This window comes from Aquabacterium sp. NJ1 (genome assembly GCF_000768065.1).
Lineage (GTDB): Bacteria > Pseudomonadota > Gammaproteobacteria > Burkholderiales > Burkholderiaceae_C > Aquabacterium.
Genome location: NZ_JRKM01000001.1, coordinates 2,866,143 through 2,882,552, shown reverse-complemented (window position 1 = coordinate 2,882,552; position 16,410 = coordinate 2,866,143). Strand labels below are relative to the sequence as shown.

The following is a 16,410-nucleotide window of genomic DNA, read 5'->3' as shown; positions in this document are numbered from 1 at the left end:
AGTGCATAACGAATATTCAGGGTGCTTGTTTGCAGAAAACCTAATGCCCTAGTTAACCCGCGCCGTAGTGTGAAGCGCGGAGGGCGCCAACACAGGCCATGCTTTCGGCATTTTCATGGCCAGTGTCGGTGCCCGCGTTGAACGACGAGTTAGGCATCACTGGTGGCTTGGTGAAGATATTTTTTTGTTGCTGCAGAGTTTTCTAAGAGAGTTTTGAAGCGTTCCAACAGGTCAAGCACGTCTTGTAGCAGTTCTTCTATTGGAACGTCTTCGCGGTCAGTGCGGCCGGTGTGAGCAATAGAGTTTCTCGTTGCCAAAAGCGCGGTGTCTATCGTGCGCTGCTTATCTTCAAAGTCCTCCCAAGCCTCTGGCTGACCAATACAAAGCAATATGTTGCGCAAAACGGATGATGACAAATTGCTTTCGGTATCAATCAATTGAATATTTGGCAAGCGATACCGATCATCATGATGATGAATTATGTAATCAACTGTTTGGACATAAGGCAATAGTTGCTTTGAGCCAGAGCAAGAGCGAATGGCGGAAAGCGATGCCAACGCGAGAAATGAGACGTGCAAATCTTTGCGCAGGTGGCGTTGCCGCTCAACATATCGAAGATATGTTTCAGCCATGTCCTTAATACCGCCCTCCCAGTGAGCGTAAGTTAAAAGCAATGAAGATTTAACCAGGGGAACAAGTGGTGCTTTTTGATCTCGAAAAAAGCTCTGCAGATTTTTGAGTTCGTGCTTCCGCCAAGAAATCAGGCTTGCTAATGCCTCACTGAATTCACTGAGCGACCGCAACTTCATCTAAAGTGCTCCCGTGCTATTGGGAGCGTTTGAGCCATTCGTTGAGAAGATCTCATTCCAATGCTGCGAATTAGATTGTTTGCCCAAAGATTCCGGACCCTTTGGGTGAGCCAATCATCATCGTGCTGACGCACGTTTTCGATATTTATTGCCACCCCAATCGCTATTACTTCAAAAGCGGCAAGAAGGAATGGCCCAATAAATCGATTCTTTTCTACATTGAATCTACGGAATATATTGTCTTCAAAAATCCGTGAAAGGCGGTCAAAAACATCTTTAAACTTCTGCTCTTCGACGAGGCGATCGAAAGTGGCATCATCAGCGATTCTCAATATTTTATCATTTAAATATGTCTCAAGATCATCAATATTGCGAGCTTCTTCCGGTGATGTGGATTGCAATACTAGGAATCGAGTTAACAATTCGAATCTGTACTGCTCTTCGATTTGACGGTCGGTTAGCGGAGTGGTATCGATGAAAGCGGGATAGTTAACAAGGTGCTCCAGCCACTCGAACAGCCTTGTATCCTTCATTAAAATCAAGCAATTGCGAACTTCTGCAGGTGTGGCTGGGCTACCGCCCGTATTCAGTCGATCAAATAGCTCATATTTGCTCAACTCATTACTTTTGGGTAGAATAATTTTTACATCGATTCGCGACTTGCGGAATTTTAGTTTAAGGTTTTCAGGAAAAGCCAATGGGTCATTTTCTTGGCTTGGCTTCCAATAAGTACCCAAAAGAGAGGGAAGGTACTTTGTTGAAGTTAGAGTGAGAGGGGTGACAAGATTACCTTGCTTATCTTTCAATTCTCCAACAAACTGAAGAACGGTCGAAATGCGCTGAAGTCCGTCGATTAACTCCCAGGTGCCTGATGGTTTCTGGTAGACGAAAATTGGAGGGACAGGCAAGCCAAGAAGGAATGATTCTATCAGTCGTGATTTTGCAAAATCACTCCATCGAAAGACTCTTTGAAAGGCCGGATTAATTTCGACCTCACCATTCTTGTAAGAAGAGATCAACTCTCCGATCGACATTGAGTAGGAGTCTGTGGACAAGCTCTGCTCGGCGATTGATAGTTCCTGTTCGATTTTGCTCATATGTGATTATTGCTTTGAATTGTGAGGTCTAACGCCCAAGGTAAGCGGTGCCGCAGGCCGTCAGGGCGGAGGGCGCTACCGACACTAGCCATGGCCAGTGTTGGCGACCGCTTGACCGACCAGTTAGCCATCAGTGGCCTCTATTGCCATCTTTCGGATAACAAGATTTTCTAACTTTGCCACCACTGGTGAACTGTTGTCTACATTGTTGCGCACGTGCAGTCCTTCGTTATAAATGATGACCAGCAAGAAGGCTGTTTCCGGAACTTTCACTCCAATTGACCTCGCATACTCTAGTTTATTGCGAGTTTTGTTCGTGTTAATGAATTCGGTTTGGTGTGCCGGGTCCGCGATTTTGTTGTATGCGATTTCTTCCAATTTGACCCGAACAAAGCAGCAGATGGCGAACGGATCATATTCCGGCTCATTTCGCTTGTACTTCTCCCATTCTCCCAATGTATATGCACGAAAATTCTGGGATTTCCCCAGCGACTGCTTTAACCCTAAGGCCAAGAACTCGGCCTGCAAATCCACATCGTCCGGGTGGTAGTGAATAAAGTGGCGCTCTACGTCAGCCTTGATGGCTGGATCCTCGCGTTTGAGGATTATTTTTTTGAAGTGCTCATTTATTGACTGCGTTCGCTTGTCAATAAAGTACACTTTTTGATCGTTAAATGCGTAATTCTTGAAATATATTGGGTTGAGGTGCGTAAATATTAGGGGGTATATTCTATTGCCGCTCACCTTCATCGACTCTATGAGGTTGGAGATGTAATATTGCACCGCCGTTAGGTTTGCGTCATCCAAGTAGTCGAAGACCTCATCTATTATAAGAATTGCATCTCGCTTCCCAACTCTGCCTTTAATGCGTTGGGTCATTGCGGCAAATGTTAGCGAGTCTCTCTGCCCGTTAGAGATATGCATCGCGCCTGGAAAATCAACTACAAGTTGCCCCTTTTGCTCTTTGGGTTTTACGTCTTTCCATGTTGTATCGAAAGAGGATATGACTTGCTTATACGTTTCTTTGTCGGCGCTGTATTGCGCGTATATGCACGCACTTTTGAATTCCGCTGGATTCAATGAATAGAGCACGCACATTTGATATGCACACAGCACTGCCTCTACTTGGGACTTTATTTCCCGGGTGTGCTCTAGAAAAATGCGGGCCACTATTTCCAAGCACTGGATTTGCCTTAGCTCCGCGAGGCAATTTATCTCAATCCATTGTTTAATTGCTGCAGCGTCGCCGTTTTGCTGATTGATTGAATGAATGATTGCTTTGAGCTTTTCTTGTATTCTTGCGCCGGAAATTTTAGCCAGCAGCTGACATTCTTCGAATAGCTCTGCCAGAGCCGCCGAATTCTTGAATATGAATTCGATGTTTGTTAGGCACTTTCCGTTTACCCCAAAGGTTCTTCTTAAATCCGCGACTCTGTAGTTGAAATATGCAGTTTTTGGTATTTTTTCAACCAAAACCACTTCGCCGATTTTTAATGAGGCAGAGGCTGTCGTAAAGCGACCCATATTTCGCTTTATGGCTTTTGCCTCTAGTCTGCTGTTTATGACGAAAACGTCAATTTTGCCGGCCAACTCATTTTTACCGTCATCCGCAACAAGGGTAATGATGCCGCCCGCCGGATTCTGCAATTCAATGGTTAACTTAGGACGATTGTTTGCGCTACCACAATGTAGGTGGTCGTCCTCCAGCTTTAACCTTGAAGGAATTAGGCTGCTGAATGCGGCTGTAATAGAACTTTTCCCGAATCCGTTAGGCGCAACCAGCAGTGATGGTTTATTCGGAATGATGTTTGCGACGATGTCATGGCACTTGGCGCCCTTAACATTTTCGACTTTGATGCGGCATATTGTCATTTTCTGTATGTCTAACGCTCAGGTTAACCTGAAAAAATGCGGCGCATTTTTGTCCGCGTTGAACCTACAGTTAGGCTGTGGCGCAAAGGCGCGGCTTTGGAAATTGAAGCAACGACTTGGCGCAAACATGCTCGCATTCGAAAAGAATGCTTCACTTGCTCTTCCCAAAAAGATAGCCGAGAGAAAGGGTGATTATTGGCGCGAAGACGGACCAAACATCTTTAATATCTGCAAGAGCAGTAGAGCCTCCCTTTGCAAGAGCGATCACGACGACCGCAACCGAGAGCGCCCCACCGGCGATGAATGACCACAAAATTGTGCGGTAAACGATCGAGTTTTGGGCATGTTCACCTGATCCAATTTGCTGCGTAAGTGTTCCTGGTATGGCTGTGGAGATTGATCTGTCCCCAATGTCCCCTGTAGGAACCTTGATCACGCCCTCGACATCTCCCTGAGATATAGGATCGTTCATGCCGCATCTCCAACCATAAAGGTGTAATGCACAACCTTTGAGCTCTGAGGGGTAAGGGCGTAAATCATGAACGACAGGAACAGCTTTCTTTGGTTAAGCGTTCCAATTTCAATCGGTATCGTGGTGCCAGAACCAAGCGAGTTGTTAAAGTTATATAGCGGAAGAGTTAGAGACGATCCTTCCGCAAAAACTGAGCCGAATCTAGGTGATTCGCCGTCGGTCTCGAATTTGAGAACGACAATCAGGTCTGCCAAATAGAACTCTAAGCTCTTGTTGTCTGCCGTGATCGCAGTACCAGATACAACTACATCTCGCCCCCCCGTCTTGATGCGAAGGGGCGCATATGGATGCCCAATAGCTGGGCCTCCGTTTAGGATGAAGGACATCAATTTCCCTTAGTAGATTTGGAAGCCTAACTGCAATTTAGAGAGCACAAATGTCGCGAATTCCGTTAGACGCCAAAAGTATCTCCCACATCTGCCAGCACGCACAACCGCACCCCAATAAACGCCCAAGCATATCCACCCACCATCAACAAATCCTTAATAAAAACTAAAAAGGCCGGGGATCAACCCGGCCCTTTGCCTCCTCGCCACGAATTTATTCGCCGCGTCCTTATTCCTTATCCTCCATCAATACCCGCTCGTACTCTGCGCCATCAACCAGGGCAGCGACATGTACTTGCGCTGCCGTGCCACGCATTTACGCGCCACGGCCGGGTCGTTCACGCTCTTGTCCACGGCGTAGGCCACCCATTCGGCATAACTGTCGGTCAGCTCCAGGGTGGAGTAACCCTGCTGGTTGCTGTTGAAGTATTGAATATGCGGGTTATTCAGGCGCACGGCCGGGGCGGCCAGGCCTTGCATCAGCAGGGTGCGTTGCTGGGCGGTGAGTTTGCTGCCGATCATTTCGCCCAGGTTGGCCGAGGTCACCGAGGGGGTCATGAATTCGGCGCCCACGAAGTTGTCAAAGTCCAGCGGGTTGAGGTTGCCGTAGTCGTGCTTGGTGTTGCTGGCCATGAAGGTGTGCAGGTCGCCCGTCACCACGAGGTAGTTGCGCACCTTGGCGTCGCGCAGGGCGCCGGTCAGGGCGCGGCGTTCGGCGTTGAAGCCGTCCCAGGCGTCCACGTCCAGCGGCGCCAGCTCGGCGCCCAGGAAGGTCACGGCCAGGCGGCCGAAGAAGGTCTGGTTGCCCATGAGCTTCCAGGTGGCGCGCGATTGGGTCAGCCCCTCCACCAGCCAGTTGTGCTGGGTGGCGCCCAGCAGGGTCTGCTCGGGGCTGTTGTACTTGGTGCAGCCAATGGGCAGGTAACGGCCCAGAGCGTCTTTCTCGCCGCAGGGGTGGGGGCTGCGGTAGGTGCGGTTCTCGATCATGAACAGATCAAGGAAGCTGCCAAACGCAAAGCGGCGGTACACCTTGAGGGCCTCGAACGGGTGCGTGGCCAGCGGGTTGTAGGCCACGCGGGCGGGCACGTATTCGGTCCAGGCGCGTTGCGAGTCCAGCTTGAGTTGCTTGAGCAAGGCCGGGCTGTTGCCGTATTTCGGGTCGGTGGTGTAGGGGTGGTCGGGCGCGCCCAGGGTGTCGCGGGCGTAGTCCCAGTAGCTGTCGTTGGCGGTTTCGTGGTCGTCGGGCACGCAGATGAAGGTGTGGCGCTCCATCGCGGCTTGCAGGTTGGGGTCGCTGCGGTACTTGCGGTAGATGGTGCGGTAGTCGGCCAGGTCCATGGCGACGATGCCACCTGATGGCAGCACCAGCATGCGGTCGGCAAAGGGCAGGCTCTGGAAGCGTGGGTCACCGGCGGATTCATAAATGAAGTCACCCAGGTGCAGCACGAAGTCCAGGCTGTCGTCCTTGGCCACGTGGCTCAGGGCACCGTAGTAGCCGTTGGTGTAGTCCTGGCAGGTCAGCAGGCCGAACTTCAGGTGCTTCAAGCCATTGCCGGCAGATGACAGCGTGCGGCAGCGGCCGGTGCGGCTGAGCGTGCGGTCATAAATGAAGCGGTAGAAGTAAGGCCCCCCTGAGTTGGTGGCGGGTAATTGCCCATCGAGGTCGATCTTGATGGTGTGGTCGCGCTCGGGCGTGATGTCTTGCGGCGCGATCTGGGCCTGCATCAGCATGGTCTGGAAGTTGGCATCCAGCGCCACTTGCAGGTAGAGCGGCTCGTTGGCTTTGATGGCGTCGGGGTTGATGTGCGTCCACAGGATCACGCCGGTCAGCGTCGGGTCTGCAGAAGACACAGAGAGGTCGAACACGCGGGCCGAGTCGGTGCGCATGCCGGATGTGTCCAGCGGGGCCGTGCCCAGGTTGAGCCAGTCTGTGGCCTGGGCTTGCCAGGTCACCAGCAAGCCACCACCCATGGCACCCAGTGCCGACAAGAAACGACGACGATCCATGAAATGAACTCCCTTACAGCAACTTGATGACGACGCAATGCGTCAGTAAACAGGACGCCGCATGGTGCCGCCAAGTGGTGACATCCCCATGACTTGCTGGGGTATGCAAAGGGCTATCTGGCGCCATTTGCCTAGAATGGGCCGCATGAGCCAAGCCCAATTCACGTGCGCCGTGGCGCCGCAGTACCTGGAAGACCAGAGCAACCCCGCGCGGCACGAGTACGTGTTCGCGTACACCGTCACCATCGTCAACTCGGGCACGGTGCCTGCGCAGTTGATTGGCCGCCATTGGGTGATCACCGATGCAACCGGCAAGACCGAAGAGGTGCGCGGCCTGGGCGTGGTGGGCAACCAGCCCATGTTGAAACCGGGTGAAAGGTTTGAATACACCTCCTGGACGCGGCTGGACACACCGCATGGCATCATGCAAGGCACTTACTTCTGCATGACTGAGGACGCCCATTGGTTTGAGGCCCCGATCCCCGCCTTCACTTTGGCGAGGTCGCAGTCGCTGCATTGATGCCATTGATTTCAAGACGCTTTCATCCGCTCAAGCGGCAGACCTGGTGGCCACGGCCCGGTAATGGTTTCGAGCTGAGCGAGCTGCTGGACCAGGCCGATGACCAGGCCCCTTTGGTGGAGCGGCACATCTGGCTGATCCGCCTGCTGGACTGGATACGGCGCGGCGAGCCGGTGAGCGGCACGCAAAACGTGGTGCGCCTGTTGCAGCAGGATGCCGCACGGCGCGCGAAGGTGGTGGCCTTGCTGGCCGCCTTCTGGCGCGACATGGACGTGGCCGCCTTGCTGGCTGACTTTGGCTTCTCGCCGCGTTCGTCTTTCTTGAACGAATTTGGTGAGCGGCTGCGCCGGCAGGCCTTGCCGATGAGCCCCGACACGGCGGACCTGGCCGCGCTGTTCAACCTGCTGTTTGACGACCCCGATGACGCGGCCTGGCTGCAGGCGCTGGATGACGCCACGCTGGAAGGGGTGGCCAGCTTGTGGGCCGAGGCCCTGGCTTTGCAGGCCCCGGGCAATGGTGCGCATGCCGACCATTCGGCCCTGGCCTGGCGCGAGCCTTTTTATGACGCCATGCACTACCTGGCCACCCAGGTGCGCGCAGCGGGCTTTTCGCCGGCCTTCCGCTCACGCGTGGGCACGCGGGTGGATGTGGACTTTGATGCCGCCGATGACACGGCGGTTGAGGCCCCCCTTGAAGCCGACGCCGGCAAGGGCAGCGCACGCCTGGCCTTCAGGCAGTTGACGCGCGTGATCGAGCGCCTGCACGAGCTGGCGCTGGCGCATGCACGCAGTGGGGCCACGGGTGCGCCCTGGCCCGCCCCCTTGCTGCATGAAGCCCAGTACCTGCGCGTGTTGCTGGACCATTGCGCCGAAGCCGCACGCGGCCTGCATGGCCACCTGGAGGTGCAGGGCATCTCGGTGGACCTCGTCTTCCAGATCGACCAGTTGTGCGAGCGCTGCGACCGCATCGCGCAGTTGCTGGATGTGGTGCTGGCCGAGCAGGCCACGCCGGGCATGCGCGAGCTGGTGGTGGGCCTGGTCAAGACCGGGCAGCGCCGCCGCAGTGTGCGCGCCTTGTTCACGCAGCATTACGCCTTGCTGGCGCGCAAAGTGGCCGAGCGCAGCGCCGAAACGGGCGAGCACTACATCACCCGCAGCAAGGCCGAGTATGTGGACATGCTCAAGCGTGCCGCTGGTGGCGGGGCGGTGCTGGCCGGCACCACCTTCTTGAAGTTCGTGGTGCTGGCCATTGGCCTGTCGCCTTTCTGGGCGGGCATGGGCGCGGGCGTGAACTACGCGATCAGCTTCGTGATCGTGCAACTGCTGCACTGGACGGTGGCCACCAAGCAGCCCGCCATGACGGCACCGGCCATGGCTGCGAAGTTGTCCAACACGAAGGACGATGCGGCCATTGAAGCCTTTGTGGACGAAGTGGCCCACCTGATCCGATCCCAGACGGCGGGCATCGTGGGCAACCTGCTGGTGGTGGCGCCCTTGGTGCTGTTGATGCAGGGTGCGGCCTGGCTGGCCTTGGGCAAGCCCTTGATCGGCGAGCATTCGGCGCACCATGTGCTGGAGACCTTGACCCTGCTGGGCCCCACGGCCTGGTACGCGGCCTTCACGGGCGTGCTGCTGTTCGTGTCCAGCCTGATGGCGGGCTGGGTGGAGAACTGGTTCGTGCTGCACAAGCTGGACAGCGCCATGCGCTGGAACCCGCACATCCGCGCCTGGGTGGGGGTGGCGCGTGCGGCGCGCTGGGCCACCTGGTGGCGCGCCAACATCTCGGGGCTGGCGGCCAATGTGTCGCTGGGCCTGATGCTGGGCCTGGTGCCGGTGATCGCCGGCTTCATGGCGCTGCCGCTGGATGTGCGCCACGTGACCTTGTCCACCGGCCAGTTGATGGCCGCCCTGGGCACGCTGGGGCCTGGCGCCTTGCATGACCCGGTGTTCTGGTGGTGTGCCGCTGCCCTGCCGGTGACGGGCCTGCTCAATGTGGGCGTCAGCTTCGGGCTGGCCCTGCTGGTGGCCTTGCGTTCACGCAGCGTGCGTGTGAAAGACCGCGCCCGCTTGCGCGCGGCCATCTGGCGCCGTGTGCGCCGTCAACCCTTGAGCTTCTTGTTGCCGCCCCGCTCTGCATCCTGAAGCTCGGGCGGCAGCTCGCCACCGCGACGCCCTGAAAACATCGTCCACCACACCACGAAGATCAGGACGGCCAGGGCCGCCACCGCTTCCAGCACAATCAGCCACATGAGTTTTTGTCCGTTTCCGAATTGGCGTGTCGATCTGGCGGCACGCAGTGCCCGTGTCCTGATCACCGGTTTCATTGTAGGCAGCCTGAGCGCCTGCGGCATGCTGCCCTGGGTTCACACCCAAGGCGGCAATGCGCCCATTGTGAGCGCAGCCCGCCTGCCCGCGCCTGGCACCATCACGCCCCAACCCGATGGCAGCGGCGGCCTGCTGCGGCCCAAGGCCCACTGGATGCCCGCGCAATGGAGCGAGCTGCCCGGCTGGAACGACGACCGCGTCAGCGAGTGGTGGCCCGCCTTGTGGAAGAGCTGCATCAAGCCTGCGACGGGCTGGGCCAGCGTGTGCGCCGATGTGAAGAAGCTGGGCGCCAGCTGGGGCCAGGAAGTGGACGACGGCTTTGTGCGCCAATGGGTGCAAAGCCAGCTCAAGCCCTGGCGCGTGACCACGCTGGACGGCGGCAACACCGGCTTGATGACGGGCTACTTCGAGCCCCTGCTCGATGGCCGCCGCCAGCCGGATGCGCGCTTCCAGTACCCGCTGTACCGCGCGCCGCTGGACCTGGGCCAGCGCAAGCCTTATTTCAGCCGCAACGAGCTGGAGACCTCGCCCGATGGCAAGGCCGCCGTGGCCGGGCGTGAGCTGGTTTACCTGGCTGACCCGCTGGATGTGTTGCTGATCCAGGTGCAGGGCTCGGGCCGCATCCGCCTGCAAGATGAGCTGGATGCACGCGGCCAGCCTCGCGTGGTGCGCCTGGCCTTTGCGGGCCACAATGACCAGCCCTACCAATCGGTGGCGCGCTGGCTGGTGGACCAGGGCGCCTTCACGCTGGAGCAGGCCTCGTGGCCCGCCATCCGCGCCTGGGCGCAGGCCAACCCGGCCCGCGTGCCCGAGATGATGCGCGCCAACCCCCGCGTCGTCTTCTTCAAGGAAGAGCCCCTGGCCGACCCCGAAGCCGGCCCGCTGGGCGCGCAAGGTGTGCCCCTGACCCCGGGCCGCTCCGTGGCAGTGGACCGCGACAGCATCCCCCTGGGCACGCCGGTGTGGCTGGACACCACGCAGCCGCAGGCCTGGTCCGCCACGCCGGTAGTGGCGCAACCCCTGCAACGCCTGGTGATGGCGCAGGACACGGGTGGTGCCATCCTGGGTGCGGTGCGCGCGGACTTCTTCTGGGGCTGGGGTGACGAGGCCCTGGCGCAGGCAGGGCGCACCAAGCAGCAATTGGCGCTGTGGGTGCTGTGGCCAAGGAACGGCAACCCCTGAGCACATGGGGGCCGTACGGGCCATCGACACGGCCCACCTGTTTGCCTAAGATGATTTCATCATTCGCAACAGAGGGACCCCACCATGCCCAGCAACCAGCCCAGCCTGCGCGTCGATGTCATCTACCCGGCCAATCTGAAGGAGGGCGACGCGCCGCCTTCGCCCACCGACCCCAATTACAACTGGCACTTTCTGGCCGAGGGGGACTCGTGGTTCACCATCGGCGCGGTGCCATCCTCCAACCTGCTGTTCGAGTTGCGGCTGGCCAAGTGGACGCGGGTGCTGAACCTGGCCTACCCGGGCGACACCATCCTGCACATCTCGGATCTGGCCGCCAACAAGGACCTCAAAGCCTTCTTGGCCAAGCGCAACTTCAACTACCCGTTTGATGCCCTGCTGCTCAGTGGTGGTGGCAACGATGTGATCGATGCCGCCAAGGACCTGATTGACGTGAGCGGCTACAAGCCTGCCAAGCGCGACCCCGAGGCCTACATCAACCGCAAGAAGCTGGAGGCCTTGCTCACATCCATTCAGGAGGGCTACGCGGCCATCATCGGCCTGCGTGATGCCAGCAACAGCCAGAGCAAGGGCCGCCCGGCCTTCGTGCACACCTACGATTACCCCACGCCCCGCGACGCGCCCGCGCGCTTTGTGGGCACCTTCAAGCTGCTGGGCCCCTGGCTGTACAAGGTGTTCAAGGGCAGCGCCATGGACGTGCAGCTGCAGCAGTTGATCGTCAACCGCATCATGGACGCCCTGGCCGAAAGCCTGCTGGAGCTGGACTGCGAACACGGCAAGCCTGGCAAGCAGTTGCCCGCCCTGCATGTCATCGACACCCGCAACACCCTGGTCATGGCCAACCCGGGCGAGGTGGGCAACAGCAATGACTGGCTCAACGAGATCCACCCCAATCTGGATGGCTACCGCAAGATTGCGGACAGGCTGTCTGCCCGGATCAACGAGGTCATGCTGGGCTGAACAGGCCCAATTGAGCACGAATACCGCGACTCATGCAGCGATAAGGGTCTCGGAAATTGAGACAAAGTGGGGCGTCCACATTTGTGCGCAGGACGCCCCATGTCTGTGTTGTCCCCATTTTTCGTCTGGCAGACCGACCCCAGCCTGCTGCTGTACGGCAGCTATGACCCCTGGCTGGTCGCGCTGGCGCTGGCCGTGTCGGTGTTCTCGTCGACCATGGGCCTGCAGGCAGCGGCCCAGGCCGGCGAGATGCCCACGCGGAGCATGCGCCAGCTGACGCTGCTGGCCGGCTCGCTGGCACTGGGTTGCGGCGTGTGGGCCATGCACTTCATCGGCATGCTGTCGTTCAAGTTGTGCACCACCGTGCACTACGACGCGCAGCTCACCATGTTGTCCATCGTGCCCAGCGCGGTGGCCTCCTGGGTGGCGCTGGACCTGCTCAGCCGCGCACGAGTGAGCAAGGCCCAGCTGTGGCTGGGCGGCACCCTCGTGGGCGCGGGCATCGGCACCATGCACTACATGGGCATGGCCGCCATGCAGATGCCCATTGCCTTGCGCTATGACCCGCTGATGTTCGCGCTGTCCATCGTGGTGGCGGTGAGCCTGGCCGTGCTGGCCCTGTGGGTGCGCTTTGGCGTGAAGGATTCGGTGCTGGGCATGCAGTCGCGGCTGGTGCAGTCCATGATCAGTGGCAGCGTCATGGGCCTGGCCATCTCGGGCATGCACTTCACGGGCATGGCCGCGGCGCGCTTCATTGGCAAGCCACTAGGCAACGGCAGCAACGCGCTGCAAGACCCGGTGGCCATCGCCTTGTCCATCACGCTGGTGACCATGGTGGCCACGGTGCTGGTGGCCGGTGCCACCGGCCTGTCGCGCTACCGCCAGCTCATCGAACGCCTGGAAAGCCAGGGCGCCCGCCTGCGCGCCATCTCCAACTCGGCGCTGGACGGCATCATCGTGTTCGACAGCCAGGGCACCATCCAGGACTTCAACCCGGGTGCGCAGCGCATCTATGGCTGGGCGGCCCATGAGCTCATCGGCCAGCACGTGTCCCGGTTGATGCCGCCCAAACGCAAGGCCCTGGCCGAAACCGACTTCGATGCCTTCCTGCGCGAAGCCAGCCGCTTCATCGACGAAGAACGCGACACCGAAGGCTGGCACCGCGATGGCCACCTGATCCCCATCCGCCTGGTGATGGCCCGCATGCGCATCACCGGTGCCAACCTGTATGTGGCCTTCGTGTCGGACATCACCGAGCGCATGCGCATGGCGCGTGAGCTGCAAGACAGCGAAGAGCAGTTCCGCACGCTGATTGCCAACATCCCCGGCATCTCGTACCGCTGCCGCATGGAGCCGGGCTGGCCCATGGTCTTCATCAGCGACGCGGTGGAGAAGATCACCGGCTTCCCGGCGGGCGACTTTCTGGGGCCCATGGCCAGCGTGCGCTTCACCGACCTGGTGCCCGAGGAGGATGTGGCCCGCATCGCCGCCGTGGTGCGCGAGTCCTTGAGACAGAACCGCCACTTCGTGCTGGAGTTCCAGCTGCGCCACCGTGACGGCAGCCTGCGCTGGATGTGGGGCAACGGCAGTGTAGTGGGCAGCAAGGACGGCACCGTGGACTGGATCGACGGCGTGCTGCTGGACATCACCGAGCGCCGCCAGATGGAAGAGGACCTGCGCGTGGCCAAGGAACGCGCCGAAGCCGCTGCCCAGGCCCGCAGCACCTTCCTGGCCAACATGAGCCACGAGATCCGCACCCCGATGAACGCCATCATGGGCTTCACGGACGTGGTGCTGTCGGGTGACCTGCAAGCCGAGCAACGCAAGCGCCTGGAGACGGTGCACAAATCGGCCCGCAGCCTGCTGCACCTGCTCAACGACATCCTGGACACCTCCAAGCTGGAGCACGGCGCCGTTGAACTCGAGCACCTCGACTTCTCGCTGACCGACCTGGTGCAGCAGCTGTGCGCCGAGCAATCCGTCCAGGCCAAGCGCAAGCACCTGAGCCTGCACGGCGAGGTGGACGCCAGCGTGGGCGACTACGTCAAGGGTGACCCGCACCGCCTGCGCCAGATCCTGCTCAACCTGGTGGGCAATGCCATCAAGTTCACCGAAGCCGGTCGCGTGAGCGTGCGTGCGCAACGCGAAGCCGAGGGCGTGCACTTCATGGTGCAGGACACCGGCATCGGCATTGCGCCGGATCGCCTGCCGCACATCTTCGATGCCTTCACACAGGCCGATGCCTCCATGAGCCGCCGCTTTGGCGGCACCGGCCTGGGCACCACCATCAGCAAACAGTTGACCGAGCTCATGCATGGCCGCATCTGGGCCACCAGCGAGCCGGGGCAAGGCAGCGTGTTCCATGTGCTGATCCCGCTGGAGCCGGGTGACGCGGCGCGGGCACAAGGCCTGACCCACCCCGCCATCAACATGGCGCTACCGCCCATGCGTGTGCTGGCCGTGGACGACGTCGAGCAGAACCTGGAATTGATCACCGTGCTGTTGAGCAAGCAGGGCCACAGCGTGACGACCGCCAGCAATGGTGAACAGGCCCTGGCCTGCGCGGCGCAAGGTGAGTTCGACCTCATCCTCATGGACGTGCAGATGCCCGTGATGGACGGCCTCAGCGCCTGCCGGGCCTTGCGCCAGCGCGAGCTGCAGCAAGGCGCGCGGCGCACGCCGGTGCTGGCGCTGTCAGCCAGCGTGCTGCAGGAAGACCGCCAGGCCACCATCGACGCGGGCATGGACGGCTTTGCCACCAAGCCCATCGAGATGGGCGAGCTGATGGCCGAGATGGCCCGTGTGACCGGCCTGACCTTGATCCCCATCCAGGCTGCTGCGCCGACGGCGGCGGGCGTCCAGGCCGATGCGGCCATCGTTGACCTGCCACGCGGCCTCCAGCTGTGGCAGGCCTGGCCGGCTTATCTGCAAGCCCTGCAACGCTTTGCCAGCGATCGCAGCAGCTGGCTGGCCGCGCAACAGCAGGCCCCCGTGCCCGACAACGAAGTGGCGTTCAGCGAAGCCCACCGACTCAAGGGCGCCGCGGGCAACCTGGGCCTGATCCAGATCGAGCAGGCCGCCTTGCAGGTGGAAACGCTGGCGCGTCAACCAGCGGGTGAAGCCTTGGCAAGCGCCTGGCAAGCGCTGTTGAACAGCCTGGCTGCCGCCACGCAGGAAATCGCCCACCTGGCCGCGCAGTCGCCAGGCCCGAACCTCGCCACCCCGCCCGCCGTCGAGATGGACGTGGCCACGCTGCACCGCAAGCTGGGCCAGCTCAAGGCCGCCTTCCAGCGCGGTGAATGCCTGGACAACCTGCTGACCAAGGTCCAACAGGCTTGTGCCCCTTACGCCGATGCCAGCAAGCTGAGCGCTTTGGCTGAGGCCGTGGAGGCTTTCGATTTCGACGCCGCTGCAAGGTGCACGCAGGACATCGCCGATGGCCTGCTGCAACTGGAGACCCCCGATGCCCCACTCTGACCGCGAAGTGCGCCCTACCATCCTGGTGGTGGACGACGAGCCGACCAATCTCCAGGTGCTGCGCCAGATCCTGCAGGACGACTACCGCCTGCTGTTCGCCCGCGATGGCCACAAGGCGCTGGAACTGGCCGCCGCTGAAAAGCCACAGCTGATCCTGCTGGACGTGATGATGCCGGGCATGACCGGCCACGACACCTGCCTGGCGATCAAGCGCAACCCGCCCACGGCCCACATCCCCGTGATCTTCGTGACGGCCTTGTCGGACGTGGCCGACGAGACACGCGGCTTCGAGCTGGGCGCGGTGGACTACATCACCAAGCCGGTGAGCCCGCCCATCGTCAAGGCCCGCGTGCGCAACCACCTCTCGCTGGTGCGCATCGACGAGCTGCGCGAAAGCCGCCTGCAGATCATCCAGCGCCTGGGCCTGGCCGCCGAGTACAAGGACAACGAGACGGGCCTGCATGTGATCCGCATGAGCCACTACTCGAAGACCCTGGCCCTGGCCGCCGGCTGGACCGCGGCCTCCGCCGAGGAGCTGCTGACAGCCGCGCCCATGCACGACATCGGCAAGATCGGCATCCCCGATCACATCCTGCTCAAGCCCGGCCCATTGACGCCGGAAGAATGGGACGTGATGAAGCGCCACCCCATCATTGGCGCCGAGATCATTGGCGAGCACAGCTCATCGCTGCTCAAGCTGGCGCGGCAGATTGCGTTGTGCCACCACGAGAAGTGGAACGGCGCGGGCTACCCCAATGGCCTGATGGGCGAGGACATCCCCATCGAGGCGCGCATCGTGGCCGTGGCCGATGTGTTCGACGCGCTCACGACCGAACGGCCCTACAAGAAGGCCTGGACGGTGGAGGCCGCGCTGGAGGTGCTGCACAAGGACGCAGGCCAGCACTTCGACCCCAAGCTCGTCGAGTTGTTCGTGCAGGTGCTGCCGCAGATCCTGGAGATCAAGGAGCGCTGGGCCGAGCACACCCGCGCCAAGCTGGTGGCAGACCCGGTCTCGGATGCGTCGGCAACGGGTGGGTGATGAGCAGGGCTGAGTCCTGCGCGGCTTGGCGGGGGAGCGCGAGGCGGGGGCTGAGCCGGTAGCGGGCGGAGCTTCATTGTGGACGGTCCCGCCCGCTACCGGCTCAGCCCTTTTCCGACTCGCTTGTGCCATGCACAGACCGCAGGCTCTGCGCGGCCCCCACCATCTTGGCGGCACACCAGCGGGGCGATCAAAGGCCGAGGTGGCCTGCGGCGGGGCGCCTTGGGGACGCCGAGACGCGCAGTGG

General features: G+C 60.2%; 13 protein-coding genes. 6 read left to right on the top strand and 7 right to left on the bottom strand.

Features of this window, described 5'->3' with window-relative positions:
• Positions 1-149 precede the first annotated feature (149 nt).
• From JY96_RS23215 to JY96_RS12265, 6 genes are all read right to left on the bottom strand, one after another.
• The gene (locus JY96_RS23215; RefSeq protein ID WP_152606483.1) at positions 150-809 is read right to left on the bottom strand and encodes an MAE_28990/MAE_18760 family HEPN-like nuclease; all 660 of its coding nucleotides are present in this window, start codon (positions 807-809) and stop codon (positions 150-152) included.
• Positions 806-1,906: a DUF262 domain-containing protein gene (locus JY96_RS22855; RefSeq protein WP_035037786.1), complete on the bottom strand. Its 1,101-nt coding sequence runs from the start codon at positions 1,904-1,906 to the stop codon at positions 806-808. Before JY96_RS22855 ends, JY96_RS23215 begins: the two co-directional genes overlap by 4 nt.
• Positions 1,907-2,029: 123 nt before the next feature.
• On the bottom strand, positions 2,030-3,778 hold the full coding sequence (locus tag JY96_RS12275) for a hypothetical protein (protein WP_152606482.1): 1,749 nt from the start codon (positions 3,776-3,778) through the stop codon (positions 2,030-2,032).
• Positions 3,779-3,929: 151 nt separating this feature from the next.
• Positions 3,930-4,250, bottom strand: a complete 321-nt coding sequence (locus JY96_RS23210) for a hypothetical protein (protein ID WP_152606481.1) — start codon at positions 4,248-4,250, stop codon at positions 3,930-3,932.
• Positions 4,247-4,636, bottom strand: a complete 390-nt coding sequence (locus JY96_RS12270) for a DUF6864 domain-containing function (RefSeq protein WP_035037781.1) — start codon at positions 4,634-4,636, stop codon at positions 4,247-4,249. Before JY96_RS12270 ends, JY96_RS23210 begins: the two co-directional genes overlap by 4 nt.
• A 246-nt stretch (positions 4,637-4,882) precedes the next feature.
• Positions 4,883-6,643 (bottom strand): alkaline phosphatase, encoded by a 1,761-nt coding sequence (locus JY96_RS12265; protein WP_035037779.1) that lies wholly within the window; start codon positions 6,641-6,643, stop codon positions 4,883-4,885.
• Between the two features lie 145 nt (positions 6,644-6,788).
• Between JY96_RS12265 and apaG the strand changes: the two genes are divergently transcribed.
• The gene (gene apaG / locus JY96_RS12260; RefSeq protein WP_035042571.1) at positions 6,789-7,163 is read left to right on the top strand and encodes a Co2+/Mg2+ efflux protein ApaG; all 375 of its coding nucleotides are present in this window, start codon (positions 6,789-6,791) and stop codon (positions 7,161-7,163) included.
• On the top strand, positions 7,163-9,304 hold the full coding sequence (locus JY96_RS12255; RefSeq protein ID WP_081961220.1) for a site-specific recombinase: 2,142 nt from the start codon (positions 7,163-7,165) through the stop codon (positions 9,302-9,304). Before apaG ends, JY96_RS12255 begins: the two co-directional genes overlap by 1 nt.
• Here the strand turns inward: JY96_RS12255 and JY96_RS23600 are convergent.
• Positions 9,262-9,411, bottom strand: a complete 150-nt coding sequence (locus tag JY96_RS23600) for a hypothetical protein (RefSeq protein WP_161784315.1) — start codon at positions 9,409-9,411, stop codon at positions 9,262-9,264. The genes JY96_RS12255 and JY96_RS23600 overlap by 43 nt on opposite strands.
• On the opposite strand from JY96_RS23600, the gene JY96_RS12250 reads away from it, so the two are divergent.
• The 4 genes from JY96_RS12250 (at position 9,410) to JY96_RS12235 (ending at position 16,163) form a co-directional block, all read left to right on the top strand.
• A complete protein-coding gene (locus JY96_RS12250) occupies positions 9,410-10,669 on the top strand; it encodes a murein transglycosylase A (protein ID WP_052162461.1) in 1,260 nt (419 codons plus the stop codon). The two genes, JY96_RS23600 and JY96_RS12250, sit on opposite strands and share 2 nt — an antisense overlap.
• A gap of 84 nt (positions 10,670-10,753) precedes the next feature.
• Positions 10,754-11,647 carry a hypothetical protein gene (locus JY96_RS12245; RefSeq protein WP_035037774.1) on the top strand — a complete coding sequence of 298 codons (894 nt, stop codon included), beginning with the start codon at positions 10,754-10,756 and terminating at the stop codon, positions 11,645-11,647.
• Positions 11,648-11,746: 99 nt separating this feature from the next.
• Positions 11,747-15,124, top strand: a complete 3,378-nt coding sequence (locus JY96_RS12240; protein ID WP_035037772.1) for an MHYT domain-containing protein — start codon at positions 11,747-11,749, stop codon at positions 15,122-15,124.
• A complete protein-coding gene (locus tag JY96_RS12235) occupies positions 15,111-16,163 on the top strand; it encodes a two-component system response regulator (protein WP_052162460.1) in 1,053 nt (350 codons plus the stop codon). Before JY96_RS12240 ends, JY96_RS12235 begins: the two co-directional genes overlap by 14 nt.
• Positions 16,164-16,410 lie beyond the last annotated feature (247 nt).

Bases quoted from the DNA above. Each gene is read 5' to 3' on its own strand.
- JY96_RS12245 (WP_035037774.1), top strand. From the start codon at position 10,754: ATGCCCAGCAACCAGCCCAGCCTGCGCGTCGATGTCATCTACCCGGCC.
- JY96_RS12255 (WP_081961220.1), top strand. From the start codon at position 7,163: ATGCCATTGATTTCAAGACGCTTTCATCCGCTCAAGCGGCAGACCTGG.
- JY96_RS23215 (WP_152606483.1), bottom strand. From the start codon at position 809: ATGAAGTTGCGGTCGCTCAGTGAATTCAGTGAGGCATTAGCAAGCCTG.
- JY96_RS23600 (WP_161784315.1), bottom strand. From the start codon at position 9,411: ATGTGGCTGATTGTGCTGGAAGCGGTGGCGGCCCTGGCCGTCCTGATC.
- JY96_RS23210 (WP_152606481.1), bottom strand. From the start codon at position 4,250: ATGAACGATCCTATATCTCAGGGAGATGTCGAGGGCGTGATCAAGGTT.
- JY96_RS12240 (WP_035037772.1), top strand. From the start codon at position 11,747: ATGTCTGTGTTGTCCCCATTTTTCGTCTGGCAGACCGACCCCAGCCTG.
- JY96_RS12265 (WP_035037779.1), bottom strand. From the start codon at position 6,643: ATGGATCGTCGTCGTTTCTTGTCGGCACTGGGTGCCATGGGTGGTGGC.
- apaG (WP_035042571.1), top strand. From the start codon at position 6,789: ATGAGCCAAGCCCAATTCACGTGCGCCGTGGCGCCGCAGTACCTGGAA.
- JY96_RS12250 (WP_052162461.1), top strand. From the start codon at position 9,410: ATGAGTTTTTGTCCGTTTCCGAATTGGCGTGTCGATCTGGCGGCACGC.
- JY96_RS12275 (WP_152606482.1), bottom strand. From the start codon at position 3,778: ATGACAATATGCCGCATCAAAGTCGAAAATGTTAAGGGCGCCAAGTGC.
- JY96_RS12235 (WP_052162460.1), top strand. From the start codon at position 15,111: ATGCCCCACTCTGACCGCGAAGTGCGCCCTACCATCCTGGTGGTGGAC.
- JY96_RS22855 (WP_035037786.1), bottom strand. From the start codon at position 1,906: ATGAGCAAAATCGAACAGGAACTATCAATCGCCGAGCAGAGCTTGTCC.
- JY96_RS12270 (WP_035037781.1), bottom strand. From the start codon at position 4,636: ATGTCCTTCATCCTAAACGGAGGCCCAGCTATTGGGCATCCATATGCG.